Below are 26,953 nucleotides of genomic sequence, written 5' to 3' on the forward strand. Positions count from 1 at the left end.
TCCGCGACCGCCGGGTGCTGAGCAGGCTCAGACCGGGCGGGGCGCGGCAGCCAGCCAGTCGAGAGTGACGTCGCCCGGCATGGGGCGGGCGATGCCGAACCCCTGCAGCCGGGTCACCCCGTGCGCGGCGACCTGCGCGCGCTGCGAGGCGTCCTCGACGCCCTCGGCGACGACCTCGAGCCCGAGCGTACGGGCCATCTGCGCGACCGCGGCGACGATCGCCTCCGCCGCCGGGTCGTTGCCGAGCCGGGCGACGAACGAGGCGTCGATCTTCACCGCCTGCAGCGGGAACCGGTGGAGGTAGGCCAGGGAGCTGTGCCCGGTGCCGAAGTCGTCGAGCAGGATGTGCGCCCCGGCGTCGCCCAAGGCCGTCAGCGCCGCCGCGGCGGACTCGATGTCGTCTAGCAGCACGCCCTCGGTGACCTCCAGCCCGAGGCTGCCCGGCGCCAGCCCGCTGGTGTCGAGGACCGAGGCGACGAGCCGGGGGAGGTCGGGGTCGTCGAGCTGCACGGGGCTGAGGTTGACCGCGAGCCGCAGCGGCGCGCCGTCCGGGCCCTCGATGCCGGCGCGCTGCCAGGACGCGACGGTGCGGGAGGCCTCGCCGAGCACCCAGGCGCCGAGCGGCACGATGAGCCCGAGCCGCTCCGCCACGGGGATGAACTCGGTGGGACCGACGGTCCCCCGGGTCGGGCTGTGCCAGCGCAGCAGCGCCTCCACGCCGACGGGGATGCCGGAGGGCCCGTCCACCACGGGCTGGAAGTCGAGCGAGAACTCCCCGTTGCGCATCGCCCGGCGCAGGTCGTCCTCGAGGCCGACGCGCGCGACCGACCACGCGCGCATGCCGGCGTCGTACGCCGCCACCTGCCCCCGCCCGCGCTGCTTCGCGCGGGCGATCGCGGCTGCGGCCTCCCCGAGCAGCAGCGCCGCGGCCTCGTCCGGGGCGCTCGTCATCCGCCGCGGCAGGGCCACGCCGGCGCACGCGGTCAGGTAGTGCTTGCGCCCCCCGAGGTCGAACGGCTCGAGCCACGCGTCGCGCAGCCGGCTCGCGAGCGCCAGGCCCTCCCGCTCACCCTCCGGCCCCTGCGGCACGGTCGCGAGGACGACGAACGCGTCGCCGTCGACCCGGGCGAGGCTCTCCCCGGGCTGCAGGGCGCGGCTCAGCCGCTGCGCCGCCGCCCCCAGCAGCGAGTCGCCGGAGCCCGCGCCGAAGGCGTCGTTGACGTCCTTGAAGTCGTCGACGTCGAGCAGCACGACGCACGGCGCGTCGTCGCGGGCGGTGCGGGCGGCGAGCTCCTCCATCGCCCAGCGGCGGTTGGGCAGGCCGGTGAGCGCGTCGTGCAGAGCGGCGTGCGCCGAGCGCTCGACGATGCGGACCCGCTCGAGCGCGGCGGCCAGCAGGTTGGCGAGCCCCGTGAGGACCGCGGCCTCCTCGCTGGTGTACTCGCGGCGCACGTGGCTGTGGACCCGGAGCAGGCCCCAGGGCCCGTCGCTGCCGGGCACCGGCACGACGATGGCGCTCACCAGCGCCTCGTCCCAGGGCGGGGGGGTCGGGAACCGCGGGTCGGTGGTGCGGTCGGAGACGACCAGCGGCTCGCCCGACTCCAGCACGTGCCAGGAGGGGCGCCCGGGCGCGACGGGGTAGGTGAAGCCCACCGGCGGCACCGACCCGGCGCGCTCGGAGCGGACCGACGCCGCGACGCGGACCAGGGCCTCGTCGCGGCGGTGCTCGAGCAGCATCCCGAGCTCGCCCGGCACCAGCTCGAGCGCCGTCGCCATCGCGTCCTCGAACAGCCGGGCGAGGTCGGTCTCGACGAGCGCGCGCCGCCCGAACTCCGCCAGCACCCGCTGCTGCGTGGCGCGCTCGGTCTCGCGGCGGTGCAGCCAGCCGGTGAGGACGGCGAGCGCCACCGCGCTGGCGTCGACGGCCGCGGCCGAGGAGACCGCGTCGCTCCAGCGCACGGCACCCACGACGGCGAGCGCGAGCAGCCCGACCGTCGCGCACAGCGACGACCACCCCGCGTGCACCCAGGCGCGGGCGCGCTCGACGGTCGCGAAGGCGACGGGGACGCCCCACGGCACGAAGCCGAAGCCGAACCACGGGGCGCCGCCGCGCACGCCGGCGTAGGCGCTCGCGGCCAGCACGGCCGGGTAGACGAGGAGGATCCGCTCGAGCAGCCCGCGCGAGGCGCGGTCCAGCCGGCCGGAGAGCAGGACGGCGGCGAGCAGGACCGCCATGACCGCCAGCGCGACGTCGGCGACGAGGTCGCTGCCGGGCGAGCGGGACAGCGCGCTCCAGACGACGTACGTCGTCGGTCCCGCCGCGTAGAGCCAGCCGACCGCCCGGGCGAACCCCCGGTGGTCGGGCGGCGCCGGTGGGACCCGTGCGACGCTGCCGTCCCCCTCGCCCACGCCCCGCCCGTCCTCGTCTCGCGCCCGTCGGCACGTGCCCGTCTGCTGGCGCCGGTCTGCCTGCTCGTGCCGGTCTGCCCTGCTGGTGCTCGTCCTGCTGTGCTGTGCTGCCCTGCTGTGCTGCCCTGCTGGTGCAGCCGTACGCGCGCGCGGCGGCAGGGCCTCCACCGGGTCGATCCGGTCGAGGACCTCCTCGCCGCCCTCGACACCATTGCCGAGCGTGACTGGTGCGGACGCTGCGCGAGCGCAGACCAGCCAAGCCCAGCTCGGCCGGTCAGGCAAGCCCAGCTGCCCGGCCTGTCCGCCTTGCGTGCAATGTCCCCACCAGCCGGGTGGGGTCGCCCGTGCTCAGCCGGCACCGACGAGCGGCTGCACCTCCTGCGCGGCGAAGCGCGCGAACTCCCGCGGGTCCGGGTCGTCCACGGTCGGCTGCAGGACGACGGTCGTCGCGCCCGCGTCGGCCAGCCGGCGCACGCGCGCCGCGACCTGCTCGGCGTCCCCCGCGACCGCCACGTCGTCGCTGGGCGCGATCTCCCAGCGCGCGAGCTCGCCCCGGATGCGCTCCGCGGCACCCGGTCCCGTCGCGGTGAGCAGGCTGGCGACGACGCGCGGGGCACCGGGCCGACCGGACTCCGCCCGTCCGGTGGCGACGTGCCCGGTCGCCGCGGCGACGGCCGCGGGCGTCAGCCCGAAGACCAGCAGGGCGCCCTCCGACACCCGTCCGGCGAGCGCGAGCGTGCGCTTGCCGATGCCCCCGACGAGCAGCTCGGGCGGCGCGCTCGGCGGCCAGTCGAGCGCCACGCCGTCGAGCCGGACGTAGCGCCCCTGCCGCGTGACGCGCTCGCCCGCCAGCAGGTCGCGCAGGGCCTCGGCGTGCTCCTGCAGCAGCGTCATGGGCGACTCCACGCGGGCGCCGACCTGGCCCATCCAGTCCAGCACCCCGTGCCCGATCCCCAGCCGCAGCCGGCCGGGGAAGAGGCGCTCGAGCGTCGCCGCCTCCATCGCGGTGAGCGCGACGTTGCGGAGCGGCACGGGCAGCAGCCCCACGCCCACCCGCAGCCGGGAGGTCCACGCCAGCGCCGCGGCGGCCGCCGAGACCCCGGCCTCGCGGAAGCAGTCCTCCCAGAGCCACAGCTCCTCGAGGCCCGCCGCCTCGGCGGCCTCGGCCACCCTGCGCAGCTGCTCCGGCGGGAGGCCGGGGAGGAAGACCGTGCCGATGGTGGTCACGCGGGCTCCTGTCTCGTCATGGTGGGTCGTCCGGGTGGTGGTCGGGGTGGTGGTCGGGGCGGCGCTCAGGTCCTACCACGGCCGCCCGACAGTGCTGGTGGCCCCCCGGCGTGCGACGGAGGACGTCGAGGTGGACGCAGGCCGCAGGTCTCGCGCATCATTGGCACTCGATGCGCAGGAGTGCCAGCGCACCCGAGGAGGAGGAACACCGTGCCGACCTACCAGTACGCCTGCACGGCGTGCGAGCACCGCTTCGAGGCCGTCCAGTCGTTCAGCGACGACGCGCTGACCGAGTGCCCCGCGTGCGGGGGGCGGCTGCGCAAGGTCTACTCCGCGGTCGGCGTCGTGTTCAAGGGCTCGGGGTTCTACCGCAACGACAGCCGCACGAGCGGGGCCGGGAGCGGCTCCTCGTCGAGCAGCGACGCCGCGTCGTCGGCGACCGCCAGCACGGGCTCGTCGGACTCCAGCAGCACCGGGTCCGCCGGCGGCACGGGCGGCTCGGGCGCGAGCAGCACCGGCACCGGCTCCACCGCCGGCGGGTCGGCCGGCACGTCGGGGAGCAGCACGTCCTCGGGCGGCTCCTCCAGTCCGGCTCCCGCGGGCGGCTCGTCCAGCTCGGGCTCCTCCTCCGCCGCCTGACGCGGCCGGCGCCCTCCCTCGGGCGCGGACGCGGCCTGTGGACGGCGCGGCGTGCTCGTACGCCGGGTCGTCCACAGCCCTCCGCGACCCCCTCCTCGCGGCCGCTGCCGCCGCCTAGCGTGCCGGGGTGCCGCCTCCCGCCCCCCGCTCTCGTGGCCTGCTCCCGCTGCGGGCCCGCCTCGCCCGGCTGCGGCGCCGCGCGCGGTGGCACCGGCGCCCGCTCCTCGCCCTGCTGACGGGCGTCGCGGTCGCCAGCGCCCTGCTCGCGCTGCGCCCCGCGCCCGCCCCCTCCCGGGCGGTCACGGTCGCCGCCCGCGACCTGCGGGCCGGTGAGGTCGTGCGCGGGAGCGTCCTGCGCGACGTGCGGATCCCGCCGGGCGCGGTGCCGTCCGCGGCACTCCCCCGTGCCCGGCTGCTCGGGCGCACGCTCGCGACGCCGGTCCACCGCGGCGAGGTGCTCACCGACCTCCGGCTCGTGGGCGCGGGCCTGGCCGGCGGGCTGCGGCGGGGCGAGGCCCTCGTCCCCGTGCGCCTGGCGGACCCGCAGGTCGCGCGGCTGCTGCGGGCCGGCGACGTCGTCGACCTCGTCGCGCTCGCGAGCGGCTCCGCTGGGCTCGACGGCGGGCTCGAGGGCGGGGCGTCCCTCGACGGGACACCCGGCCCGGGCGCGCTGCGCGCGCGCGTCGTGGCGGTGCCGCCCGCGCCGACCGCGGCGCTGGGTGCGGGCGGCACCGGGGCGCTCGTCCTCGTCGCCGTCCCCTCGGCCGCGTCCGTCGCCGCCGCCCGCGCGTCGGCGTACGCGGTCGTCGTGCGGCCGCCCGACGACCGGTAGCGTGCCGTGCAGGACCGACGTCGAGCTCCCGGCGCCCTCCCGGCCCGGGCTCTCCCGACCAGGAGGAGACCTCCGTGCTCAAGGGCTTCCGCGACTTCATCCTGCGCGGCAACATCATCGACCTCGCGATCGCCGTCGTCATCGGCACCGCGTTCACCGCCCTCGTGGCCTCCGTGACCGACGCCCTGCTCAAGCCGCTCATCGGGCTGTTCCTGGGCGGCGCCTCGACGAGCGGCGGCACCCTCACGATCAGCGACCAGCAGTTCAAGTTCGGCCAGGTGATCAACGCGGGGATCACGTTCCTCATCACCGCCGCGGTCGTCTACTTCCTCGTCGTGGTGCCCACGCGGGAGATCCTCGAGCGGCTGAACCGCGGCGACGTCGCGCCCCCGGTGGCCGTGCCCGAGGACATCGTGCTGCTGCGCGAGATCCGCGACGCCCTGCTCTCCGAGCGCGGCGTCGGCGGGACGGCGACCGCTCCCGAGCCCGGCGTGCCGCCCGTCGGCTGAGCGCCCGGCAGGCGTCGCACGCCAACCGGCACCCGGCAGGGCGCCGCGACCCGCGTCCGCTACCCGCCGTGGTGCGGCGGCACCTCGCGGAGCAACCGGTCGTCGTCCGAGCCGTGCTGCTCGTCGCCCCACCCGCGGTCGCGCTCGTCGCTCGTCACGTCGGGCAGCAGCTGGTCCGCGACGTCCTCGCTCGACGAGGCGGAGGAGCGGCGGGCCGGGGGGTGGGGCGGAGGCTGACCGGGCACGCTGCCCAGCGTACGGACCCCCACGCTCCCGAGGAGGCACGGTGGCGACGCTCGTCCTGCTGCGGCACGGCCAGACCGAGTGGTCGAGGGACGGCAGGCACACCTCGCGCACGGACCTGCCGCTGACGCCGGTCGGCGAGGACCAGGCGCGGGCGCTCGCGCCCGCCGTGCGCTCGTTCGCCTTCGGGCTGGTCCTCGCCAGCCCGCGGCAGCGGGCGGTCGCGACCGCACGGCTGGCGGGGCTCGACCCCCAGCTCGACGACGACCTGGTCGAGTGGGACTACGGCCGCTACGAGGGCGTCACCACTGACGAGATCGTCGAGCGCGACGGCCCCTGGAACATGTGGCAGGACGGCGCCCCGGGCGGCGAGGACGCCGCCGCGGTGGGCGCCCGCGTGGACCGCGCCCTCGCTCGTGTCCGGCCCGTCCTCGACGAGGGCCACGACGCCTGCGTGGTGGCCCACGGGCACGTGCTGCGCGTGCTGGCCGCGCGCTACCTCGCGCTGCCGCCGAGCGAGGGAGCGCACCTGCGGCTCGACACGGGGACGGTCTGCACGCTCGGCACCGAGCACGGCCGGCCCGTGCTCACCGGGTGGAACGTCCCCGCCTGCGCCTGGGGCTGACCCCCGGCAGGGACGCCTGCGCAGCCCCGGAGACGCGCTCGCCCCCTGCCGGAAGGGGGGCCGGCAGGGGGCGGGGGCGGGTCCTGAGGAGGAGCCGCGGACGCAGGCGCGCAGGGAGCGCGCTGACGACGACTAGGCCACGCGGCCGTACGAGACCGAGCTCGTCCAGGCCTTGTGCAGCCCGACGCGGGTGCCCGGGTGCTGCGCCTCGTACCAGTAGCCGCCGCCCGCGTAGATCGCGACGTGGCTGACCCGGCCGCCGCGGCTGACGAAGACGAGGTCGCCGGGGCGCACCTGCGAGCGGCTGATCCGCTGGACGCGGCTGCGCATCGCGGCCGACGAGTGCGGCAGCGCGATGCCGAGCTGGCGGTAGACGTAGCTGACGTAGCCCGAGCAGTCGAAGCCGCTGCGGGGCGAGGTGCCGCCGTAGCGGTAGCGGCCGCCGGCGTTGGCGCGGGCCGCGGCGAGGACCAGCTTGCCGAACGCGAGCGAGCCGGGCGTGCCGTCGAGGCTGACGCTGCGGATGCTCGCGCGCTTCGCCCCGGCGACGCCGAGCGCCCGCCACGTCGCCTGCGTCACCGTGCCGGTGACCTGGAGGCCCGACGCGCGCTGGAAGCGGCGCACGGCCGACGCGGTGGCCGCGCCGTAGGTGCCGCTCGGGCGCACACCGAGGCGGCGCTGCACGAAGCGGACCGCGCCGCCGCGCGAGCGGGTGTCGAGGAGGGGGTGCGCGGCGACGACCGGGGTGACGGTCGGCCGGGCGCGCAGGAGGCTCGCGGCCGTGGCGCGGACCGCGGCGTGCGCCGGGGTCGCGTGCTCCACGTGGGCGGAGCGGGAGCTCGCGGCGGAGGCGGTGCCGGTGCTGCCGACGGTGCCGGCGATCGCCGCAGCCGCGACGGGCAGGGCCGCGACGCGCGCGGCGGTGCGGCTCGGGGCAGCGGGCCGGCGGTGGGCGCCCGGCCCGCGGCGCTGCGCAGGGACGGTGGCACGTGCGGCGTCCAGGGTCGACGAGGGCACGTCGAGGTCCAGGGCAGCGTTCAACGCATGTCCTTCTCCGACGCCTGCGAGGTGAGCTGTCGGGTTCGGACGGGGAAGTCGCCCGGCTGCAGAAGCAGCTTCACCCCTAGGACGCTGTCGCCAGCGCCCGCCACACCTTGGGTCCCCCGCTCCTGCCGTGCGGTCGTCGAGACGGCCACGTCCCCTAGGCCAGGGCAGGACTCGGCGTCCGACCGGGGACGCCTCCCCCGGGAGGAGGAGGCGAACCGGAGATTACGAGAAAGTCACGATCGGCGCTACCCCTTCGAGGCCTGAGCCGCGCACGGAGTGGCGTACGTCACGTCACCCGGCCGGCGCAGGGTCGATCGTCCGCGCGTAGGAGGCGACCTCCTCCGCAGGGAGGACGACGTCGGGCCGGGTCTCGCCGGGGACGGCGACGAACACGTGCAGCCCGTCGGCGCGGTCGAGCTCGGCGCTCTCGCCCCCCGACCCGACGAGGAACCCCTCGCCGGTGGCGCGCACGGTGACGACCGCTCCGGGGCGCAGCCCGATGCGCCGCATGGTGGCGAGCAGGTCGGGGTCGGTCTGCACGGGCTCGCCGATGCGGCGCACGACCACCGAGACGGTCTCGCCCTCCACCGCGGCTGCGGGCAGCGGCACCACGCCCTGGCGGAACTCCTCGTGCGGGTCCTGCTCCCCGAGCTCCTCGAGCCCCGGGATCGGGTTGCCGTACGGCGAGTGCGTCGGGTGCTCGAGCAGGTCGAGCAGGCGCCGCTCGACCGCCTCGCTCATGACGTGCTCCCAGCGGCACGCCTCCTCGTGGACGTGCTCCCAGTCCAGGCCGATGACGGAGACGAGCAGGCACTCGGCCAGCCGGTGCTTGCGCATGACGCGCACGGCGGCGGAGCGGCCGACGTCGGTGAGCACGAGCCGGTTGCCCTCCCCGAGGCCGACGAGCCCGCCGCGCTGCATGCGCGCGACCGTCTGGCTCACGGTCGGTCCGCTCTGCCCCAGGCGCTCGGCGATGCGGGCGCGCATGGGGGGCACGCCCTCCTCCTCGAGCTCGTAGATCGTGCGGAGGTACATCTCGGTCGTGTCGATGAGATCGCTCACCCCTCGATTGTCCCTGCCGGCGCAAGGCGGGCGGTAGCCGAGCGCGCGGGCGGCCCCGGAGCGGCGCACGGACGGCCGGCGGGGTCGGGGTGCCGCGCCCGTCGCCCGGCCGTACGGTCGGGGGCGTGAGCGCTGCAGCAGCCCGCCCCGGCGTCCTGTGGTTCCGCCGCGACCTGCGGCTGCACGACCACCCGGCCCTGGTGGCGGCCGCCGCGGGAGGGCCGGTCCTCCCGCTGTTCGTGCTCGACCCCCTGCTCTGGGGTCCCAGCGGCGACGTGCGGCGCGCCTGGCTCGTCCGCTCCCTGGAGCACCTCGACGCCTCGCTCGGTGGCCGCCTCGTCGTGCGCCACGGCGACCCGGTCGAGGTCGTGCCCCGCGTCGCCGCGGAGCTCGAGGCCGCCGCGGTCCACGTCACGGCCGACGCCGGTGTCTACGGCCGGCACCGCGACGCCGCCGTCGAGGCCGCGCTCGCCGCCGCTCCGGGCGCAGTCCCCTTCGTCCGCAGCTCCACGCCGTACGCCGTCGCCCCCGGGACGCTCAAGAACGGCTCCGGCAGCCCGTTCCAGGTCTTCTCGCCCTTCCAGCGCGCCTGGCTGCGCGAGGGGTGGCCCGCGCCGGCCCCGCGGCCGCGTACCCGCTGGGTCGAGAGCGTCGCGTCCGAGGGGCTGCCACCCGCGCCCGACCTCGGCGGCGTCGAGCTCCCGGAGCCCGGGGAGCGCGCGGCCCTCCGCCGGTGGGAGGCCTTCCGCGAGGAGCTGCTGCCGGCGTACGCGGGGGCGCGCGACCGCCCGGACAAGCCGGGCACGAGCGCGCTCTCGGTGCACCTGAAGTACGGCGAGGTGCACCCGCGCACGCTGCTCGCGGGGCTGGCGGACGTGCCCGGCGAGGGTGCGGAGCGCTTCCGCAGCGAGCTGTGCTGGCGCGACTTCTACGCCGACGTGCTGTGGAACCGCCCGGACAGCGCGTGGCACCCCCTCAAGCCGGAGGCCGAGGTCCCGTCCGACACCGGCCACCTCGCCGACGAGCGGTACGCCGCGTGGGCGGAGGGGCGCACCGGCTTCCCGATCGTCGACGCCGGGATGCGCCAGCTGCTGCGCGAGGGCTGGGTGCACAACCGGGTGCGGATGGTCGTCGCGTCGTTCCTCGTCAAGGACCTGCACCTCCCGTGGCAGCGCGGGGCGCGGCACTTCCTGCACCACCTGCGCGACGGGGACCCCGCGAGCAACAACCAGGGCTGGCAGTGGGTGGCGGGGACGGGGACCGACGCCGCGCCGTACTTCCGCGTCTTCAACCCCGTCACCCAGGGCAAGGAGCACGACCCCCAGGGCGACTACGTGCGGCGCTACGTCCCCGAGCTGCGCGGGGTCGCCGGCAAGGCCGTGCACGAGCCGTGGCTGCTGCCGGGCGGCGTCCCCGAGGGCTACCCCGAGCGGATCGTCGACCACGCCGCCGAGCGGCAGGAGGCGCTGGCGCGCTACGCCCGGCTGCGTGGCTAGCCTGCTGCGTTCACCTTCGTGGCGTAGTGTGCCGGGTCCATGATCACCGTCGCCGTCGTCAGCCTCAAGGGGGGCGTCGGCAAGACGACGGTCACCCTGGGCCTGGCCGGTGCGGCGGCCCGCCGCGGCGTCGGGGTCCTCGTCGCCGACCTCGACGCGCAGGCCAACGCGACCACGGTGCTCGACCCCCCGCCCTCGCCCTCCACGGTCGTGGACGCGCTCGAGGGCCGCTCCGGCAGCGCGGCGCGGATGGCCGCGCCGACCGGCTGGGGCGACCTGGTCCGGGTGCTCGCCGCGGAGCCGGGGCTCGCCCGGCAGGAGACGGCGGGCGCGACCGACCCGCTGCGGCTGCGCCGCGCGCTGCTCCACCTCGAGGACGGCTACGCCGACGGCGCGCCCGCGCCCGGCATCGTCCTGCTCGACTGCCCGCCGGCCCTCGGGCACCTCACCCGCGCCGCGCTGGCCGCGGCGGACCGCGCGCTCGTCGTGACCGAGCCGTCGCTGTTCGCGCTGCACGGCGCGGCCCAGGCGCTCGACGCGGTCGAGGGCGTGCGCCAGTCCGCCAACCTGCGCCTCGCGGCGGCGGGCATCGTCGTCAACCGGGTGCGCCCGCGCGCGGCCGAGCACCGCTACCGCCTCGACGAGCTGCGCAGGGCGTTCCCCGGCCTGCTGCTCGACCCGCCCGTGCTCGACCGCGGCTCCATCCAGCAGGCCGCCGGGGCGTACGCGCCGGTGCACGCCCTGCGCACGCCGGGCGCCCGCGAGGCGGCCCGCGCCTTCGACGCGCACCTCGCCCACCTGCTGGCGACCGACCTCGACTCCGGCCCGCTGGCGAAGCGCGGCCGCGACCGGAAGGGCCGCCGATGAGCAGCTCCCCCGACCCGCTGGCGCCGCGACCCGCCCTGCGCCCCGGCGCCCGTGGCGGCACCGCGCGGCCCGCACCAGTGCGGCTCACGTCGTTCCACGCCCAGCTGCAGGAGCTGCGTCCCGGCGAGCAGGCGGGCGGCGCGCGGCGCGAGGCCCGCAAGAAGGACGAGATCGTCACCGTCAAGGTCGAGATGCCGAAGTCCATGCGCAAGCAGCTGCGCATGCGCGCCGAGGAGGCCGGGTACTCCGCCGAGGACGCTGTCTACCACCTGGTGAGGAGCTGGCTGCAGGCATGAGCGCCCCCGCCGCCACCCCTCCTGCCGAGCGTCCCGGAGCCCAGCAGTGGGTGCCGCCGGGGTCGGGGCTGGACGGGCTGCGGGCCGCTGCCCCCGCGTGCCACGGGTGCGAGCTGTGGGAGCCGGCCACCCAGGTGGTCTTCTCGGCGGGCTCCGCGACCGCGCGGGTCGCGCTGGTCGGCGAGCAGCCCGGCGACCAGGAGGACCGCGCCGGAGAGCCGTTCGTCGGCCCCGCCGGGAGGCTGCTCGACCAGGCCCTGGAGGCCGCGGGCATCGCGCGGGGCGACGCGTACGTCACCAACGCGGTCAAGCACTTCCGCTTCACCCAGACCGCGCCCGGCAAGCGGCGCATCCACCAGACCCCCGACCGCGTGCACGTCGAGGCGTGCAAGCCGTGGCTCGTCTCGGAGCTCGCCGTCGTGGACCCCGAGGTCGTCGTCTGCCTCGGCGCGACGGCGGCGAAGGCCCTGCTGGGCCCGGCGTTCCGCGTCACGAAGTCGCGCGGGCAGCTCTTCCCGCGGCTCGTCGCCGACCAGAGCGACGAGGCGGCGGTCCAGGCCGGCTGGCTGATGGCGACGATCCACCCGTCCGCCGTGCTGCACGCCGGCACGGGCACGGACGACGCGGAGGCCGCGCGCGACGCGGCGTTCGCCGGGCTCGTCGAGGACCTCAAGGTGGCGGCCGCCGCGCTCGCCTAGGAAAACCCGTTGTGCGGCAGCCGCCGCCGGCGCACGCTGGAGACGTCGGTGCCGGTCGAGAGCGGAGCGAGGTGCGCGGTGGAGATGGACGAGCGTCCCGCGTCCCCGCGCTGATGCGTACCGCCCGCCGCGGTCCGTCAGCGTCCCCGCTGACTCCCGAGGACCGCCGGTGCCCGTCCCTCCGTCCATCGTCCTGACCGACGCCGGCTTCGCCTGGCCCGACGGCACGCCCGTGCTCGAGCACGTGAGCGCGAGCCTCGGCCCGGGGCGTACGGGCCTCGTCGGGCTCAACGGCTCCGGCAAGTCCACCCTGCTGCGCCTCGTCGCCGGCGAGCTCGCTCCCACCTCCGGCTCGGTGACCACCGCGGGCGAGGTCGCCCGCCTGCCGCAGGGCCTCCCCCTGCGCACCCGGGAGCGGGTGCTCGACCTGCTGGGGGTCGGCGCTGCGGTGGACGCCGTCCGCGCCATCGCCGCGGGGGACGCCTCTCCGCGCCACTTCGACGCCGTCGGCGAGGACTGGGACGCCGAGGCGCGCGCTGCCGCCGTGCTCGCCGAGGCGGGGCTGCCGCCCGACGTCCTCGACCGCCGCGTCGGCGAGCTCTCCGGCGGCGAGGCGGTGCTGGTGGCCGTCGCGGGGCTGCGGCTGCGGGCGGCCCCCGTGACGCTGCTCGACGAGCCGACCAACGACCTCGACCGCGAGGCCCGCGCCCGCCTGCGCGAGCTCGTGCGCACCTGGCGCGGGGCGCTCGTCCTGGTCAGCCACGACACCGCGCTGCTGGAGGAGGTGGACGAGACCGCGGAGCTGCACGACGGCCGGCTGACGGTGGTCTCGGGGGCGTACTCCACGTACGTCGCGCACGTCGAGGCGGAGCAGAGCGCGGCGCTCCAGGCGGAGCGGACGGCCGAGCAGGCGCTGCGCCGCGAGCAGCGCCAGCGCGTCGAGGCCGAGACGGTGCTCGCCCGCCGGCAGCGCTACGCCGCGAGCGACTGGGCCAACAAGCGGCGGCCGCGGATCGTCATGAACCAGCGGCGGACCGAGGCGCAGGTCTCGGCCGGCAAGCTGCGCGCGAGGCTCGACGCCGACGTGGCGCGCGCGCGGACGGCGCTCCAGGAGGCGAGCGCCCGCGTCCGCGACGACGCGGCGGTCCGCCCCGTCCTCCCCGACCCCGGACTGAGCGCCGGGCGCCGGCTGGTCGACCTGCACGACGGCGAGCGCACGTGGGAGCTGCGCGGGCCCGAGCGCGTCGCGCTCACGGGCCGCAACGGCGTCGGGAAGACCACCCTGCTCGCGGCGCTCGTGACCGGCTCGCGCCCGGCGTACGGCCCGTGGGCGGTCGCGCGGACCGAGCGCGTGGGCTACCTCCCGCAGCGCAGCGACGGGCTCGACCCGGCGGCCACCGTGCTCGAGGTCGTGCGGGAGGCGGCGCCCTCGCGCACGCCGCAGGAGGTGCGGTACGCCCTGGCGCGCTTCCTGCTCCGCGCAGACGCCGTGGCGCGGACCGTGGGCACGCTGTCGGGCGGCGAGCGCTTCCGGGTGGCGCTCGCGCGGCTGCTGCTCGCCGACCCCGCCCCCCAGCTGCTCGTGCTCGACGAGCCGACCAACGACCTGGACACGCAGACCGTCGACCAGCTGGTCGCGGCGCTCCGCGCCTACCGCGGCGGGCTGCTCGTCGTCAGCCACGACGACGGCTTCCTCGCGCGGCTGGAGCTCGACCGGCGCCTCGAGCTCGACCGGGACGGCCGGCTCAGCGAGCTGCCCGCCCCGGGTCCTGCCCCTGTGCCAGCGGCTGCAGGAGGACGGCCAGCTCGGCGACCGCGCTGAAGCCGAGCCCGGCGAGCACCGGGCGCGACATCGGCGAGGCCTGGACGGCGAGGGCCTCGAGCCCGAGCGAGCGCGCGACCTGCCAGCGGTGGTGCACGAGCCTGCGGTAGCAGCCGAGGCCACGCGCGGCAGGGGCCGTCGCCCCGCCCGTGAGCACGCCGAAGCCGTGCTCGGTGACGCCCAGGCCCCCGGCGGCGACCGGCTCCCCGTCGACCTCGACGAGGTAGTGCCGGCGCGTCCGTGCCGTGCGCTGCGCGTCCCGCCACGCCTCGGGGTTGCTGCGGGCGAGCTCGGCGCGCACCTCCTCCCCCACCTCGCCGGAGCCGCCGGCGAGCGCGAGCAGCGTGCGGTACGCCAGCAACCGCTCGGGGCCGTCGACCTCGACGACCCGCAGCGCCCGCGCGGCCCCGGCGGCTGTGCCCGGCCCCGCGTCGGGCTCGGAGTCCAGCAGCATGGCGCTGGCCGTGGCGACCTCGTCCATCCCCCCGGCGAGCAGGCGGTCGCGAAGTCCGGTCGGACGCGTCGACGGCCCCAGCCACCAGGTGCAGGCCGTCGCGCCCCGCTCGCGGAACCACGCGGGCGCCTCGGCGAGCAGGCGGTCGACGTCGTCCGCGCGGACCGCGGACACGCTCGCGAGGAACGGCAGGGGCCCGCGCTGCCAGGTGAGGACCGCGTCGGGCAGCACCCGCCGGGCGCCGCTGGGAGGCAGCGGGACGTACGCCATCAGGTCCTCGACCGCCTCGCGTGCGCGCATGCCGCACCTCCCGCTGGCAGCGTGCCACGACCAGGCGAGAACCCAGTAGCGCGAGCGGTTGCGGCGACGTACGCTCGACGTACACGGGAAGGGAGGTGGTCCGCGACTTTGGATAGTTCAAGGACTCGTGAGGTGGCTGCCAGCTAGCCACGACTCCCGGGCGACCGGTCGTAGACGCGGCCGGCTACACCCAGGCAGTCACCGGGACCCGCGGGCGCTGAGGACCTAGTCCCCTCGGCACATGGTCGTGATACGACCGCCCGCGGGTCCTTCCATGTCCGCGTACGGGCCAGGTCTCCTCCCTCGTGGGAACACGCCCGCCCGCCCTCCCCCTGCATCGAACAAGGGCACCCAGTCGGCGTCGGAACGCCACTGGGTGCCCTTGTTCGATCCCGCGGGGCGCGCCCCCGCGCGTCAGCGCTGCGCGAGCGGCACGACCGGGCGCTCGGCGGGCCCGGTGTAGAGCTGGCGCGGGCGGCCGATCTTCGTCTTCGGGTCCTCGATCATCTCGTGCCACTGCGCGATCCAGCCGGGGAGACGGCCGATGGCGAACAGCACGGTGAACATGCGCGTGGGGAAGCCCATCGCCCGGTAGAGCAGGCCCGTGTAGAAGTCGACGTTCGGGTAGAGCTTGCGCGACACGAAGTAGTCGTCGGAGAGCGCGACGCCCTCGAGCTCCATCGCGATGTCGAGCAGGTCGTCGCGCTTGCCGAGCGCCGAGAGCACCTGGTCCGCGGTCTTCTTGATGATGGCCGCGCGCGGGTCGTAGTTCTTGTAGACGCGGTGCCCGAAGCCCATGAGGCGGACGCCCGCCTCCTTGTTCTTCACCTTCTGCACGAACGCGTTGACGTCGCCGCCCTGCTCGCGGATCGACTCGAGCATCTCGAGCACCGCCTGGTTGGCGCCGCCGTGCAGCGGGCCGTGCAGCGCGTGGATCCCCGAGGAGACCGAGGCGAACAGGTTGGCCTGCGCGGACCCCACGAGCCGGACCGTCGAGGTCGAGCAGTTCTGCTCGTGGTCGGCGTGGAGCACGAACAGCAGGTCGAGCGCCTTCGCGATGACGGGGTCGACCTCGTAGTCCTCGGACGGGACGCCGAAGGTCAGCTTGAGGAAGTTCTCGACGTAGCCGAGCTTGTTGTCGGGGTAGAGGAAGGGCTGCCCCACGGACTTCTTGTACGCGTACGCCGCGATCGTCGGCAGCTTCGCCAGCAGGCGCACGGTCGACAGCGACACCTGCGTGTCGTCGAACGGGTTGACCGAGTCCTGGTAGAACGTCGACAGGGCCGAGACCGCCGCGGAGAGCACCGGCATCGGGTGCGCGTTGCGCGGGAAGCCGTCGAAGAAGCGCTTGAGGTCCTCGTCGAGCAGCGTGTGGCGGCGGATGCGCTGGTCGAACGCCTCGAGCTCGCTCGGGGTCGGCAGCTCGCCGTAGATGAGCAGGTAGCTCACCTCGAGGAACGAGGCGTTCTCGGCCAGCTGGTCGATGGGGTAGCCGCGGTAGCGCAGGATCCCCTCGTCACCGTCGATGTAGGTGATCGCCGAGGTCGTGTTGGCGGTGTTGGCGAAGCCCGGGTCGTAGGTGACCAGGCCCCCCTTGGAGAGCAGCGCCGAGATGTCGACGCCGTGCGCCCCCTCGGTGGTGCCCAGCACCGGGAGGCTGAGGTCCGCGGCGCCCGCCCCGGTCAGGGTGACGCTCTGCTGGGACTCGGAGCTCTGCGACATGCGTGGACCTCTCGTCGGAACCCGTCTGCCCTCCGACCTTACTGACCGTCGCACGTGCGCCCGACTTCAGGGGGACAGGCGCTCTGTCCGCCAGGGAGCGGTGACGTCCTCGCGGACGAAGCGCAGGCGGTCGTGCAGGCGGCTGGGCCGGCCCTGCCAGAACTCCACCGTCAGCGGCACCACCCGGAAGCCGCCCCAGAACCCCGGGAGCGCGATGTCGTCGCCGAGCGTCGCGTCCAGCTCGGCGTACCGCTCGTCGAGGGCCTCGCGCGCCACCGGCTCCGACTGCCGGCTCGCCCAGGCGCCGACCCGGGAACCGCGCGGACGGGAGGCGAAGTACGCCGCGGCCTCCTCGCGCGGCACCTGCACCACGTCGCCGGTCACCGTGACCTGCCGCTCGAGCGGGAGCCACGCGAAGACCAGTGCTGCACGGGGGTTCGCGAGCAGCTCGCGCCCCTTGCGCGACCCGTGGTTCGTGTAGAACGCGAACCCGCGCTCGTCGACGCCCTTCAGCAGGACCGTGCGCGCGCTCGGCCTGCCGGTGGCGTCGGCGGTCGCGAGCGTCATCGCGTTGGGCTCGAGCACACCGGCCTCGACCGCGACGGCGAGCCAGGCCGCGAACTGCGTGAAGGGGTCGGCCGCGAGGTCCCCCTCGTGCAGCGCCCCGCGCTCGTACGACCGGCGCAGCACAGCAGGATCGACGTCCACGGGGGAAGCCTTCCACGGCGGCGGCCGCCCGGCATCATGCGGGGATGGCTGCGTACTTCCCCGGGCTCGAGGGCGTCGTCGGCTTCGAGACGGCGATCTGCGAGCCGGGGCCCGACGACGTCGACCTGCGCTACCGCGGGCTCGACGTGGACGAGCTCGTCGGGGTGGTGCCGTGGGAGCGGGTGTGGTCGCTGCTGGTGGACGGGAGGGTGGGCGCCCCCCTGCCCGCGGTCGGGGCGCCGCTGCTGCCCGGCGGCCTGCAGGCCGGTCTCGCCGCACTGGCGGGGGCGTGGGGGCTGCGCCCCGTGCTCGACCTCTCCCCGGACGAGGTGCGCACCGACCTCGCGCGGGTGTCGGCCGCCGCGCTCGACCTGGTGGCGCGTACCGCGCGGCAGGGTCCGGCCGTCCCGGACGCCGTCGTCGAGGGCTGGTCCGGCGCGGCCGAGCGCTTCCTCGCCCGCTGGCACGGCGAGGTGGACCCGGTGGCGGCGCGGGCGCTCGACGCGTACTGGGTGGTCGCGGCGGAGCACGGGCTGACGACCTCGACGCTCGTCGCGCGCGTCGTCGCCTCGACGGGAGCCGACGTCGCCGCGGCGCTGAGCGCCGCGGTCGGGGCGATGTCCGGCCCGCTGCACGGCGGGGCACCGGAGCGCGTGCTCGCGATGGTGCAGGAGGTGGAGCGCTCGGGCGACCCCGCGGCCTGGGTACGCGCGGCCCTCGACCGCGGGCAGCGGCTCATGGGCTTCGGGCACCGGGTCTACCGCGGCGTCGACCCGCGGGCCCGTACGCTCCGGCGCGTCGCGCTCGAGCTCGGCGCCCCGCTCGCCGAGGTGGCGGCCGCGCTGGAGGACGCCGCGCTCGCCGAGCTGCGCGAGCGCCGGCCGGACCGGGTGCTCGCGACCAACGTGGACTTCTGGGCTGCGGTGCTGCTCGACGGCGCGGGCGTCCCCGGCCCGCTGCTCCCGGCGGTGTTCAGCTGCGGGCGCACCGCCGGCTGGTCGGCGCACGTCCTCGAGCAGCGGCGTACGGGCCGGCTGATCCGCGTGGGCGCGCGCTACGTCGGGCCGGGCCCCCGCGGGCCGGGTCACGGGGGGCCTGGCCCGGATGGCGGAACGGGCTGACGCGGGCGGAGCGGACCTGCGTACGCTGACCCCGTGACGGACGCGACGCAGCTCTCGATCCCGCAGGACCTCAAGCCCGCCGACGGCCGCTTCGGCTGCGGGCCGTCGAAGGTGCGGCCGGAGGCGCTCGACGCCCTCGACGCGACCGGCCGGTCCCTGCTCGGCACCTCCCACCGGCAGAAGCCGGTCAAGGAGCTCGTACGACGGACGCGCGAGGGGATCTCCCAGCTGTTCTCGCTGCCCGAGGGCTACGAGGTCGTGCTCGGCAACGGCGGCACCACGGCGTTCTGGGACATCGCGACGTTCGGGCTGGTCCGCGAGAAGAGCCAGCACCTGTCGTTCGGCGAGTTCTCCTCGAAGTTCGCGGGCTCCACCAAGGCCGCGCCCTTCCTCGCCGACCCCAGTGTCATCAAGAGCGAGCCCGGCACGCACCCGCTGCCGCAGGCCGAGGCCGGTGTCGACGTCTACGCGCTGACCCACAACGAGACCTCGACCGGTGTCGCGATGCCGATCGCCCGGGTCGAGGGCGCGGACGAGGGCTCGCTGGTCCTCGTGGACGCGACCTCGGGCGCGGGCGGCCTGCCGGTCGACATCAGCCAGACCGACGTCTACTACTTCGCGCCGCAGAAGGTGTTCGCGGCGGAGGGCGGCCTGTGGCTGGCGGTCTTCTCGCCCGCCGCGCTCGCCCGCGTCGACGAGATCATCGCGTCGGGCCGCTACGTGCCGCCGTTCTTCGACCTGCCCACGGCGATCGACAACAGCCGCAAGGACCAGACCTACAACACTCCGTCGGTCGCGACGCTGTTCCTCCTCGCCGACCAGCTGGACTGGCTCAACGGCCAGGGCGGGCTCTCCTGGGCGACGCAGCGCACGGCGGACTCGTCGTCGCGGCTCTACGGCTGGGCGGAGAAGTCCTCCTACGCCACGCCGTTCGTCGCCGAGCCGGCGCAGCGCTCCGCGGTCGTCGGGACCATCGACTTCGCCGACTCCGTCGACGCGGCGGCGGTCGCGAAGGTGCTGCGCGCCAACGGGATCGTCGACACCGAGCCCTACCGCAAGCTCGGCCGCAACCAGCTGCGCATCGGCATGTTCCCCGCCGTCGACCCCGCCGACGTCGAGGCCCTCACGGCCAGCATCGACTGGGTCGTCGAGCGGCTCTAGGGAGCGCACCGTGCTCGGCTTCGGGCTGGCCTTCAGCATCGCGTTCCTCGTCGCGGTGGTCATCGCCGTCGTGGTGTTCGCGGTGCTGCTGCTGTCGCTCGTCGGCAGCCTGCGGACCCTGCGGCGGGGCGGGATCGACCCGCTCACCGTGCCATCCCAGCTGGCCGTCCGCTACGTCGCGGGCCCGGACCCCGTGGGCCGGATCGAGGCGCGGCTGCACGAACTGGACGACCTGCGCGAGCGCGGGGTCATCAGCGAGGACGAGTGGCGGGCCGCGCGCGGGAGCGCGCTGGGCTGAGCGGCTCCGCCGCTCAGCCGCAGAGGTCCCAGCCGGTCGCGTCGCCGCCGAGCCGCTGGGCGAGACCGGCCATCCGCGTACGCTCCCGGGCCAGCGCCAGCCCGCTCGGCACCTCCACCCGGCTGGCGCGTGCGCCGCCGTCGGTGGCCACCAGCGCGTACCCCTCCTCCGCGACGACCGCCCGCACCTGCTCGACGGCGGAGGCGTCCGGCAGCAGCAGGTGGTGCCGGACGAGCAGCGGGCGCGTGACGTCCACCCCGCTCTCGGCCAGGGCGGCGAGGACACCGGAGTCCGAGGCGGCCGGGTCGCTGCTGCCGCCGAGGACGGGGAGCGTCCCGTCGTCGACGTACGCCGGCAGCGGCTCCTCCTTGCGGCGACGCAGCAGGGCGCGGGCGCGGTCGCCGAGGGAGGCCATGGCTCCAGCGTGCCAGGGCGGGACGTCGGCTCCCTCGACGGTTGAGCAACGACTGCTCAGGCGCGGTCCCCCGCGCCGCGGCGAGAGTCGTGGCACAGGCCTCCGACCCGGCGGCCCGCGCCCGATTGGAGACCTCCCATGCTCGACCTGCTCGCCGCCCTCGGGACCGGGGGCGTCCTGGCCGCGGCCCTGCGCCACCCGCCGGAGGCCCGCCGGGCGCACCCGGGCTCCCACGACGTCACGGCGGTCGTCCACCTGCTGGGCGCCTGCCGGTGACGCCGCACCAGGTCGAGCTCGTCGAGCAGACGATGGAGCGGGCCGCGCAGGACCTCGACGCCGTCGTCGTCGACTTCTACGACCGGCTCTTCCGCGCCCACCCCGAGGTGCGCGGCATGTTCCCCGAGGACATGGGCGAGCAGCGGCACAAGCTCGAGGCCATGCTCCGCACGGTCGTCGCGAGCATCCGCGACCACGGCCGCTTCGAGCAGGCCTGCGCCCGCCTCGGTGCCCGCCACGAGGGGTACGGCGCGCGGGCCGCCCACTACGAGGCGGTGGGGAGCGCGCTGCTCGCCGCTCTCGGGGCCGCCCTGGGCGACGCGTGGCACGAGGAGGAGCGGTGCGCGTGGCAGGCGGCGCTCGAGCTCGTGAGCGAGGTCATGCAGGGCGGGCAGCGGGCCGCCGTCACGGCATGAGCCCTCCGCGGGCGCGGCCCGGTGGCATCATGTGCCGCATGCGGGGGCAGGCGTCCGGACCCGACTGCCTGGTCCGCGTGCTCGGGCCGGTGTCCGCGGTGGTCGACGGGGAGCCCTGCACCGTGAGCTCGCCCGTGCAGCGCGCGCTGCTCGCCCTGCTCGCGACCAGCCCCGGTCGGGTCGTGCCCGTCGACCGCCTCATCAGCGAGCTGTGGGCCGAGACGCCCCCGGACTCGGCGGCCTCGACGGTGCGGGTCTACGTGTCGCGCCTGCGCCGTGCGCTGGGTGACGCCGTCGACGTCGAGGACGGCCCCGGAGCACCCGCGCTGCGGATCCGGCGGCGGGCGCCGGGCTACCTGCTCGAGCTCCCGGACGGGGCTCTCGACGCGGTGCAGCTGGGACGGCTGCTCGACGCCGCCCGCGGGCGCACCGCGACGGACCCGGCAGCGGCCCTGCAGATGCTCGACGAGGGGCTGGCCCTCGTCACCGGTGAGCCGCTCGCCGACGTCGTGCACGTGCTGGGGCCCGTGGGCCAGGCCGAGGCGCGCCGGCTCTCGGAGCTCGTCCTCACGGCGCAGGAGGCGCGGCTCCAGGCCCTGCTCGCCCTCGGGCGCCCCGCCGACGTCGTCGCCGAGGTGCAGCGCCTGCTCGCGGCGCACCCGCTGCGCGAGAGCCTGCACGGCCTCGGCATGCTCGCGCTCTACCGCTCCGGGCGCCAGGCCGAGGCGCTCGCGGCGTACGAGGCCGTGCGCCGCCTGCTCCTCGAGGACCTCGGCGTGGACCCGGGGACGGCGCTGCGCCGGCTGCACGCGCAGATGCTCGACCAGGACCCCGCGCTGGAGGCGCCGGCACCGGAGGCTCCGGTCGGCCCTGCGGGCGGCTCGTCGACCGCGGCGGTCGACGGCACCGGGATGATCGGCCGCGCGGAGGCCCTGGCCGACCTGCTCGGGGCGCTGCACGCGGCCCGCGCCGGGAGCGGCGGGACGTGGGTCGTCTCGGGCGAGGCCGGCATCGGCAAGACGCGGCTGCTGCAGGAGCTGGTGCGGGCGGCGGTCGCGGGCGGGACCACGGTCGCCCTCGGGCGGGCCCGGGAGACCGTGGACGCGACGCCGTACTGGCTGTGGGGCCAGGTCTTCCGCGACCTCCCGGACGTCCCGCGCGACACGGCCCTCGGCGTCCTGCTCGGGGAGGCGGACAGCTCGGCGGCGCTGACGAGGGCGGCGCTGCACGACTCGGTCGCGCGGTCCCTCGTGCGGCGCGCCCAGGAGGGACCGGTGCTCCTGCTGCTCGAGGACGTCCACTGGGCGGACGAGCCGAGCCTGGCCCTGCTGGCCCTGGTCGCCGAGCACGCTCCCGCGGTGCCCCTCCTCGTCGTCTGCAGCTTCCGCGTCGAGGACGCGCCGCCCGGCGGGCACGTGGGCGCCCTGCTGGCCCGGCTCGCGCGCACCCCGGGGGTCGGGCGCACCACGCTGGTCGGCCTCGGGGACGCCGAGACGCGCGACCTGCTCACCGCGCGGCTCGGCCGCCCCCCGAGCGCCGAGGTCGCGTCCGCCGTCCGCGACCTCACCGCGGGCAACCCCTTCTTCCTGCAGGAGATCGCCCGGCTGGTGCGGGAGTCCGACGACCCCGAGCGCGCGTGGCGCAGGGTCCCGAGGACGGTGTCCGACGTCCTGCTGCACCGCGTCGCCCGGCTCCCCCGGAACGCCCGGCGGCTGCTCGACGTGGCCTCGGTGCTCGGCCGCGAGTGCGACCTCGGACTCCTCGAGGACGTGTCCGGCATCGGCGGCGAGGAGGTCGACGAGGGCCTGGCCGCGGCCGTGCAGTCCGGCCTGGTGGCCGAGGTCGACGGGGTCCGGCCGCTGCTGAGGTTCCCGCACGCCCTGGTCCGGGAGACGCTGTACGCGGAGCTCGGCACCCGGTCGCGCATGCGGCTGCACGCGGAGGCCGGGCGCGTGCTGGCAGCGCGCCCGGACAGCGACGTCGACGACCTCGCCTGGCACCTGCTCGCGGGCGGTGACCTCGTGGACCGGGAGGTGGCGGTGGCGGCCGTCGTCGCGGCCGCCGGCCGGGCGATGGGACAGCTCGCGCTCGAGCACGCGCAGGACCTGCTGGACCGCTCCTTGCCGCTGGTCGCCCAGCTGCCGGCGAGCGAGGCGCGCGAGCGGCTCGAGCTCGCGGTGCAGACGCGCCGCGGCACGGTGCTCGCGACCCGCCTGGGCTTCGCGGCGCCGGAGGCGCGGGCCGCGCTCGAGCGCGCCCAGGAGCTCGCCCTGCAGCTGGGCACCGGCAGCGACGTGCTCCCGGCGCTCTACCGGCGCTACCTCTGGCTGCTCATGTCCGGGGACCTCCCCGGCGTCTTCGCCTTCGCCGAGGCCCTGGTCGCCCGCTCCTCCACGCTGGAGGACGTCGCGGCCCGCGACCGGTTCGGCATGCTGGAGCACCTCGCCCGCGGCTCGGCGCTGTGGTGCCTTGGGGACGCCGTCGCCGCCGTCCCCGAGCTGAGCCGGGCGCTCGAGCTGGGGGCCAGTTCCCGCGTCGGCATGCCGGTCGACGCCTTCGGGGACCCCGCCGTCCGGGCCCGGATGTTCCTCTGCCACGCGCTGGCCTCGTGCGGACGGACCGCGGAGGCGAAGGAGGTGGCCGACCGCATGGTGGGCGAGGCCCACCAGTCCGGTCCCGGTGACGCGAGCGACGCGCTGGCCACGCGCGGCATGATGCACGTCGCGCTCGGGGAGCCGGAGCACGCGCTCGCCGACGGCGTGGAGGGGCGCCGGCTGGGACGGCTCGCGGGGGCGCCGCTCCTGGAGCTGTTCGCGGCGCTCAACGAGGGATGGGGGGCCGGCCAGCTCGGCGGCCAGCGGGCGGACGGCGCGGTGGAGATGGTCCGCGCGGCCGTGGCGGGCTACGAGGCCACGGGCACGCACATGCACGACCCGATCGTCTACACGATGCTCGCGGAGACCGAGCAGGCCGCCGGCGAGAGCGGACGCGCCGCGGACGCGGCCGCCGCCGGGCTCGCTGCGCTGGCGCGGGCGGGCAGCCGGCTGTGGCGCGACCGGCTCGAGGCGCTCGCCGGGACGCGCACGACGTAGCCCGCCCCCTGCCTCGTGCCGGTGTTGCGCGGGCGTGCAGGTCCCCGCAACGCGTGCTCGCCACCGTCGTCACCGGCGTCATCGGGCAGCGGCGGAGGGCGGAGCGGATGAGCGGGTCAGCAGCGGGTCTGCGTCTCGGTGGGGCGACGGCGCTCGCCCAGGCCGTGGACGCCCTCTACCGGCAGCTCGTGGACGACCCGGTCCTGCTGCCGGTGTTCGACCAGCCGCACTTCGCGCGGCTGCGCGAGGTCCTGGTCGACGTGCTGGTCGACGGGCTGGTCGACGGGCTCGTCGACGGGCCGGAGAGGGCACCTGGGAGCACGCGGCCGAGAGCCGACGGCGCGGGCACCGGGCTGACCGACGACGCCTTCGACCGCGCCGCCGTGCACCTGCTGACGGTGCTCGAGGCGTTCGCGCCCGACCCTGCCGCAGGGGACGACGCGGCGCGGCGCCTCGGACCGCTGCGCGCGCAGGCGTGCCCCTCGTACGAGGAGCGGCTGTGAGGACGCGACCGGCCGGAGCCCCCCAGGACCCCACGCGGGGCGCCGACGCCTCCTTCCTGCTGCGCACGCTGGCGGCGCACTGGCCCCTGGTCGGGCGGCAGGCCGAGCTCGAGGTCGCCATGGACGCGCTCGCCGACCCCCGCGTGCGCGTCAACGTCGCCGTCGGGCTCCCGGGGACCGGCAAGACCCGCTTCGCCGAGGAGGTCCTGGCCCTCGCCGGGGGCCGGGGCCACCCGGTGGCCCGCGTGACGGCCAGCCCCGGCTCCCGCGAGGTCCCGCTCAGTGCGCTCGCGCACCTCGCGCCCGCTCCGGCGGGCACCGGCGCGGACCCGCTCCAGGTGCACCGCGCCGCCGCCGCCCACGCCCGGCAGCGGGTCCGCGCCGCCCAGGGCCGCCGTCTCGTCGTCCTCGTCGACGACCTCCACCTGCTCGACGCGGCGTCGCTCGCGGTGCTCACCCGGCTGCTCGACGACGGCCTGGCCTTCGTGCTCGGGACGGTCCGGTCCGGGGAGCCCCGGGACCCCGCGCTGCAGGCCCTCGTGCACGGGGACTCGGCGCTGCTCACGGAGATCGGCGACCTCGGCAGGGCTGCCTCGCGGACGCTGCTCCACCTGGCCCTGCGCGGACCGGTCGAGGCCGGGACGGTGGAGGACCTGTGGGCGGCGAGCCTCGGCAACCCGTTCTACCTGCGCGAGCTCGTGCTCCACGGCATACGGACCGGTTCGCTGGTGCAGACGGCCGGGGTGTGGCGCGCGACCGGCCGGCTCGCCGCCCCCGCGCGGCTGACCGAGCTCATGCGGCTGCGCCTCGACGGCATGCCCGCGGCCGAGCGGGCGGTCCTGGACCTGCTCGCCGTCCAGGACGGCCTGTCCCCCGACGACGTGCTCGCCCTGGCAGGCACGCCCGACCACGTCGGTGCGGCGCTGGAGTCGCTGGAGCGCAGCGGCCTCATCCGCTCCGAGCTGCAGCAGCGCCGGGTGGTGCTGCACCTCGCGCACCCGGTCTACGCGGACACGCTGCGCGCGACGACCTCGGAGCTCACGGCGCGGCGGCTCGGCACGGCGCTGGCGCGGCGCATCCAGGCGCTCGGCGCCCGCCGCCCGGACGACCCGGTCCGCGTCGCCGGCCTCCTGCTCGACGCCACGGGGACGGCCGACCCGCACCTGCTGCTGGAGGCGGCACGGCTCGCGCGCGCCGCTCACGACCTGGACGGCGTGGCCCGCTTCGCGGGGGCGGCGCTCGCGCACGGCGACCTCGGCGAGGCGGCGCTGCTGCTCGGTGGGGCGCTGTACGAGTTGGGACGGTTCGCCGAGGCCGACGACGCCCTGCTCCGTGCGCAGCGGACGTCCACGAGCGAGGCGCAGACCGTCGACATGGTGCAGGTGCGCGCGCGGCTGCTCCTCTTCGGCCGGGTCCAGCCCGACGACGCGCTCGACGTGGTGCGCTCCGCAGCGGCCGGCGTGCGGGGCCCCGGCCTCGCGGACGAGCTGCGCGCGCTGGAGGCGGCCGTCCTCGTCCAGGCGGGCAGGCCGGGGGACGCCCTGCCCCTGGCGCAGGAGCTCTCCTCGGCGGCGCGCTCGCCCCGGGCCGCCGTGCTGGCCGGCCTCGCGCACGCCGCCGCGCTGACCTTGACCGGGGACCCCGCCGCCGCGCTGGCGCAGGCCCGCCGCGGCTACGCCGAGCACCAGCGGCTCGGCGACCTGCCCGCCCTCCACCCGTCGCTGCACCAGGCCGAGGAGGTCCTGGCGCTGCAGGAGGCCGGCCGTCTCGCCGCGGCGCGCGAGGTGGGCGAGCGCGCCTACGCCGGCGCCACCGCCGACCGGGCACCGTTCGCCCGGCTGCGCCTCGCGCGCCTGCTGGGCCGCGGCGCCGTGCTCGAGGGTGCTCCGCGCACCGCCCTGCGCTGGTACCTCGAGGCGCTCTCGCTCTGCCGGGCGTACGGCTTCGACGGGCCACGCCGCGTCGTGCTCGACCACCTGGCCGTGGCGCACGCGCTGCTCGGGGACCCGCGCGCGGCCGAGGCGGCGCTGGCGGAGCGCGACTCGCTGCCGACCCAGTTGCAGCCCTACCCCGAGCAGGCCCTGGGGAGCGCCTGGGCCTCCGCCGCGGCGGCCGACCTCCCCGGCGCCCGCCGCACCGTCGAGCTCGCGGTCGCGTGCGCGGCACGGACGGGCGACGTGAGCTCGGAGCGCCGGCTGCTGCACGACCTCGCCCGCCTGGGGGCTCCGGCCGAGGCTGCCACCCGGCTGCTCGAGCTGCAGAGCCGGGGCGACAGCGCCCTGGCCACCGCGTACCTGCTCAGCGCCACGGCGCTGCAGTCGCGGTCGGCTCCGGCCCTGCGCGAGGCGGCCGAGGCCTTCGAGGAGCTCGGCGCGCGGCTGTACGCGGCGGAGGCCTGGACGTCGGCCGGCGTCGAGCACCGTCGGGCCGGCCAGCCGCGGGAGGCGGCCTGGGCGGTGACGCGTGCAGCTCGCGCGCTCGAGCACTGCGAGGGGGCTCGCACCCCGCTGCTGCTCGTCGCCGACAGCCACGTGCCCCTGACGGCGCGGGAGCGCGAGGTGGCCCTGCTGGCCGCCCGCGGCCGCCCGAGCCGGGAGATCGCCGAGCAGCTGTGCCTGTCGGTGCGCACGGTGGACAACCACCTCCAGAACGTCTACGGCAAGCTCGGCATCAAGGGCAGGGCGGACATCGGCGCCGCGCTCGCCCGCTGAGACC

Annotated in this window: 25 protein-coding genes, 1 pseudogene and 1 riboswitch; of the genes and pseudogenes, 17 read left to right on the plus strand and 9 right to left on the minus strand. The window is 76.8% G+C overall.

Annotation, left to right across the window (positions count from 1 at the left end):
• Nucleotides 1-27: 27 nt before the first annotated feature.
• Nucleotides 28-2,409, minus strand: coding sequence for a putative bifunctional diguanylate cyclase/phosphodiesterase (locus EV189_RS14310; protein ID WP_130493588.1), 2,382 nt, complete (start codon nt 2,407-2,409; stop codon nt 28-30).
• 348 nt (nt 2,410-2,757) lie between these two features.
• Nucleotides 2,758-3,636, minus strand: coding sequence for an LLM class flavin-dependent oxidoreductase (locus tag EV189_RS14315; RefSeq protein ID WP_130493589.1), 879 nt, complete (start codon nt 3,634-3,636; stop codon nt 2,758-2,760).
• A 210-nt stretch (nt 3,637-3,846) separates the two neighbouring features.
• Here EV189_RS14315 and EV189_RS14320 point away from each other — a divergent pair, with 210 nt between their 5' ends.
• The 3 genes from EV189_RS14320 to mscL all read left to right on the plus strand — a co-directional run bounded on the left by EV189_RS14320 (nt 3,847) and on the right by mscL (nt 5,616).
• Entirely contained in the window at nt 3,847-4,275 is a 429-nt protein-coding gene (locus tag EV189_RS14320; protein ID WP_130493590.1) for an FmdB family zinc ribbon protein, read from the plus strand.
• 127 nt (nt 4,276-4,402) lie between these two features.
• Nucleotides 4,403-5,107 (plus strand): SAF domain-containing protein, encoded by a 705-nt coding sequence (locus EV189_RS14325; RefSeq protein ID WP_130493591.1) that lies wholly within the window; start codon nt 4,403-4,405, stop codon nt 5,105-5,107.
• Nucleotides 5,108-5,181: 74 nt separating this feature from the next.
• Nucleotides 5,182-5,616, plus strand: coding sequence for a large conductance mechanosensitive channel protein MscL (gene mscL / locus EV189_RS14330; protein WP_130493592.1), 435 nt, complete (start codon nt 5,182-5,184; stop codon nt 5,614-5,616).
• Nucleotides 5,617-5,675: 59 nt separating this feature from the next.
• On the opposite strand, the gene EV189_RS14335 is transcribed toward mscL, so the two are convergent.
• Nucleotides 5,676-5,861: a hypothetical protein gene (locus EV189_RS14335; protein ID WP_130493593.1), complete on the minus strand. Its 186-nt coding sequence runs from the start codon at nt 5,859-5,861 to the stop codon at nt 5,676-5,678.
• A 41-nt stretch (nt 5,862-5,902) separates the two neighbouring features.
• Here EV189_RS14335 and EV189_RS14340 point away from each other — a divergent pair, with 41 nt between their 5' ends.
• Nucleotides 5,903-6,484 carry a histidine phosphatase family protein gene (locus EV189_RS14340; RefSeq protein ID WP_130493594.1) on the plus strand — a complete coding sequence of 194 codons (582 nt, stop codon included), beginning with the start codon at nt 5,903-5,905 and terminating at the stop codon, nt 6,482-6,484.
• A gap of 132 nt (nt 6,485-6,616) precedes the next feature.
• On the opposite strand, the gene EV189_RS14345 is transcribed toward EV189_RS14340, so the two are convergent.
• Nucleotides 6,617-7,525 (minus strand): C40 family peptidase, encoded by a 909-nt coding sequence (locus tag EV189_RS14345; RefSeq protein ID WP_130493595.1) that lies wholly within the window; start codon nt 7,523-7,525, stop codon nt 6,617-6,619.
• A 2-nt stretch (nt 7,526-7,527) separates the two neighbouring features.
• Nucleotides 7,528-7,688: riboswitch (cyclic di-AMP (ydaO/yuaA leader) on the minus strand.
• Between the two features lie 224 nt (nt 7,689-7,912).
• Nucleotides 7,913-8,593, minus strand: a pseudogene (locus EV189_RS14350) (metal-dependent transcriptional regulator); the annotation flags it as partial.
• A 125-nt stretch (nt 8,594-8,718) separates the two neighbouring features.
• Between EV189_RS14350 and EV189_RS14355 the strand changes: the two are divergent.
• The 5 genes from EV189_RS14355 to EV189_RS14375 all read left to right on the plus strand — a co-directional run bounded on the left by EV189_RS14355 (nt 8,719) and on the right by EV189_RS14375 (nt 13,772).
• The gene (locus EV189_RS14355; protein WP_130493597.1) at nt 8,719-10,089 is read left to right on the plus strand and encodes a cryptochrome/photolyase family protein; all 1,371 of its coding nucleotides are present in this window, start codon (nt 8,719-8,721) and stop codon (nt 10,087-10,089) included.
• A 39-nt stretch (nt 10,090-10,128) separates the two neighbouring features.
• A complete protein-coding gene (locus EV189_RS14360) occupies nt 10,129-10,956 on the plus strand; it encodes a ParA family protein (RefSeq protein ID WP_130493598.1) in 828 nt (275 codons plus the stop codon).
• A complete protein-coding gene (locus tag EV189_RS14365) occupies nt 10,953-11,252 on the plus strand; it encodes a hypothetical protein (RefSeq protein ID WP_130493599.1) in 300 nt (99 codons plus the stop codon). Before EV189_RS14360 ends, EV189_RS14365 begins: the two co-directional genes overlap by 4 nt.
• Nucleotides 11,249-11,950 (plus strand): UdgX family uracil-DNA binding protein, encoded by a 702-nt coding sequence (locus tag EV189_RS14370; RefSeq protein ID WP_130493600.1) that lies wholly within the window; start codon nt 11,249-11,251, stop codon nt 11,948-11,950. The genes EV189_RS14365 and EV189_RS14370 overlap by 4 nt, the downstream gene beginning before the upstream one ends.
• A gap of 169 nt (nt 11,951-12,119) precedes the next feature.
• Nucleotides 12,120-13,772, plus strand: coding sequence for an ABC-F family ATP-binding cassette domain-containing protein (locus tag EV189_RS14375; protein ID WP_130493601.1), 1,653 nt, complete (start codon nt 12,120-12,122; stop codon nt 13,770-13,772).
• Here the strand turns inward: EV189_RS14375 and EV189_RS14380 are convergent.
• The 3 genes from EV189_RS14380 to pdxH form a co-directional block, all read right to left on the minus strand.
• A complete protein-coding gene (locus EV189_RS14380) occupies nt 13,696-14,526 on the minus strand; it encodes a GNAT family N-acetyltransferase (RefSeq protein ID WP_130493602.1) in 831 nt (276 codons plus the stop codon). The two genes, EV189_RS14375 and EV189_RS14380, sit on opposite strands and share 77 nt — an antisense overlap.
• 414 nt (nt 14,527-14,940) lie before the next feature.
• The gene (locus EV189_RS14385) at nt 14,941-16,248 is read right to left on the minus strand and encodes a citrate synthase (protein ID WP_130493603.1); all 1,308 of its coding nucleotides are present in this window, start codon (nt 16,246-16,248) and stop codon (nt 14,941-14,943) included.
• 66 nt (nt 16,249-16,314) lie between these two features.
• On the minus strand, nt 16,315-16,956 hold the full coding sequence (pdxH, locus tag EV189_RS14390) for a pyridoxamine 5'-phosphate oxidase (protein WP_130493604.1): 642 nt from the start codon (nt 16,954-16,956) through the stop codon (nt 16,315-16,317).
• Between the two features lie 44 nt (nt 16,957-17,000).
• Between pdxH and EV189_RS14395 the strand changes: the two genes are divergently transcribed.
• From EV189_RS14395 to EV189_RS14405, 3 genes are read left to right on the plus strand one after another with little or no spacing between them, the layout of a single operon-like run.
• Nucleotides 17,001-18,077, plus strand: coding sequence for a citrate synthase (locus EV189_RS14395; protein WP_130493605.1), 1,077 nt, complete (start codon nt 17,001-17,003; stop codon nt 18,075-18,077).
• A gap of 33 nt (nt 18,078-18,110) precedes the next feature.
• The gene (gene serC, locus EV189_RS14400; protein ID WP_130493606.1) at nt 18,111-19,238 is read left to right on the plus strand and encodes a phosphoserine transaminase; all 1,128 of its coding nucleotides are present in this window, start codon (nt 18,111-18,113) and stop codon (nt 19,236-19,238) included.
• Nucleotides 19,239-19,248: 10 nt separating this feature from the next.
• Entirely contained in the window at nt 19,249-19,536 is a 288-nt protein-coding gene (locus tag EV189_RS14405; protein ID WP_130493607.1) for an SHOCT domain-containing protein, read from the plus strand.
• A gap of 13 nt (nt 19,537-19,549) precedes the next feature.
• Here EV189_RS14405 and EV189_RS14410 read toward each other — a convergent pair whose 3' ends face one another.
• A complete protein-coding gene (locus EV189_RS14410) occupies nt 19,550-19,951 on the minus strand; it encodes a ribonuclease E inhibitor RraB (protein ID WP_130493608.1) in 402 nt (133 codons plus the stop codon).
• Nucleotides 19,952-20,089: 138 nt separating this feature from the next.
• Between EV189_RS14410 and EV189_RS20275 the strand changes: the two genes are divergently transcribed.
• Genes EV189_RS20275 through EV189_RS14430 form a run of 5 tightly spaced genes read left to right on the plus strand, consistent with a single transcriptional unit; the run spans nt 20,090 to nt 26,949 of the window.
• Nucleotides 20,090-20,227 carry a hypothetical protein gene (locus tag EV189_RS20275; RefSeq protein WP_165400313.1) on the plus strand — a complete coding sequence of 46 codons (138 nt, stop codon included), beginning with the start codon at nt 20,090-20,092 and terminating at the stop codon, nt 20,225-20,227.
• On the plus strand, nt 20,224-20,643 hold the full coding sequence (locus EV189_RS14415) for a globin domain-containing protein (protein ID WP_130493609.1): 420 nt from the start codon (nt 20,224-20,226) through the stop codon (nt 20,641-20,643). Before EV189_RS20275 ends, EV189_RS14415 begins: the two co-directional genes overlap by 4 nt.
• A gap of 38 nt (nt 20,644-20,681) precedes the next feature.
• Nucleotides 20,682-23,735 (plus strand): AfsR/SARP family transcriptional regulator, encoded by a 3,054-nt coding sequence (locus EV189_RS14420; RefSeq protein WP_165400314.1) that lies wholly within the window; start codon nt 20,682-20,684, stop codon nt 23,733-23,735.
• A 53-nt stretch (nt 23,736-23,788) separates the two neighbouring features.
• Nucleotides 23,789-24,238 carry a globin family protein gene (locus EV189_RS14425; RefSeq protein WP_130493611.1) on the plus strand — a complete coding sequence of 150 codons (450 nt, stop codon included), beginning with the start codon at nt 23,789-23,791 and terminating at the stop codon, nt 24,236-24,238.
• Nucleotides 24,235-26,949: a LuxR C-terminal-related transcriptional regulator gene (locus EV189_RS14430; RefSeq protein WP_130493612.1), complete on the plus strand. Its 2,715-nt coding sequence runs from the start codon at nt 24,235-24,237 to the stop codon at nt 26,947-26,949. Before EV189_RS14425 ends, EV189_RS14430 begins: the two co-directional genes overlap by 4 nt.
• The last annotated feature ends 4 nt before the right edge of the window (nt 26,950-26,953 follow it).

Source organism: Motilibacter rhizosphaerae (assembly GCF_004216915.1).
GTDB classification, from domain to species: Bacteria; Actinomycetota; Actinomycetes; order Motilibacterales; family Motilibacteraceae; genus Motilibacter; species Motilibacter rhizosphaerae.

Bases quoted from the DNA above. Each gene is read 5' to 3' on its own strand.
- EV189_RS14370 (WP_130493600.1), top strand. From the start codon at position 11,249: ATGAGCGCCCCCGCCGCCACCCCTCCTGCCGAGCGTCCCGGAGCCCAG.
- EV189_RS14365 (WP_130493599.1), top strand. From the start codon at position 10,953: ATGAGCAGCTCCCCCGACCCGCTGGCGCCGCGACCCGCCCTGCGCCCC.
- EV189_RS14410 (WP_130493608.1), bottom strand. From the start codon at position 19,951: ATGGCCTCCCTCGGCGACCGCGCCCGCGCCCTGCTGCGTCGCCGCAAG.
- EV189_RS14395 (WP_130493605.1), top strand. From the start codon at position 17,001: ATGGCTGCGTACTTCCCCGGGCTCGAGGGCGTCGTCGGCTTCGAGACG.
- EV189_RS14420 (WP_165400314.1), top strand. From the start codon at position 20,682: ATGCGGGGGCAGGCGTCCGGACCCGACTGCCTGGTCCGCGTGCTCGGG.
- EV189_RS14380 (WP_130493602.1), bottom strand. From the start codon at position 14,526: ATGCGCGCACGCGAGGCGGTCGAGGACCTGATGGCGTACGTCCCGCTG.
- EV189_RS14360 (WP_130493598.1), top strand. From the start codon at position 10,129: ATGATCACCGTCGCCGTCGTCAGCCTCAAGGGGGGCGTCGGCAAGACG.
- EV189_RS14385 (WP_130493603.1), bottom strand. From the start codon at position 16,248: ATGTCGCAGAGCTCCGAGTCCCAGCAGAGCGTCACCCTGACCGGGGCG.
- EV189_RS20275 (WP_165400313.1), top strand. From the start codon at position 20,090: ATGCTCGACCTGCTCGCCGCCCTCGGGACCGGGGGCGTCCTGGCCGCG.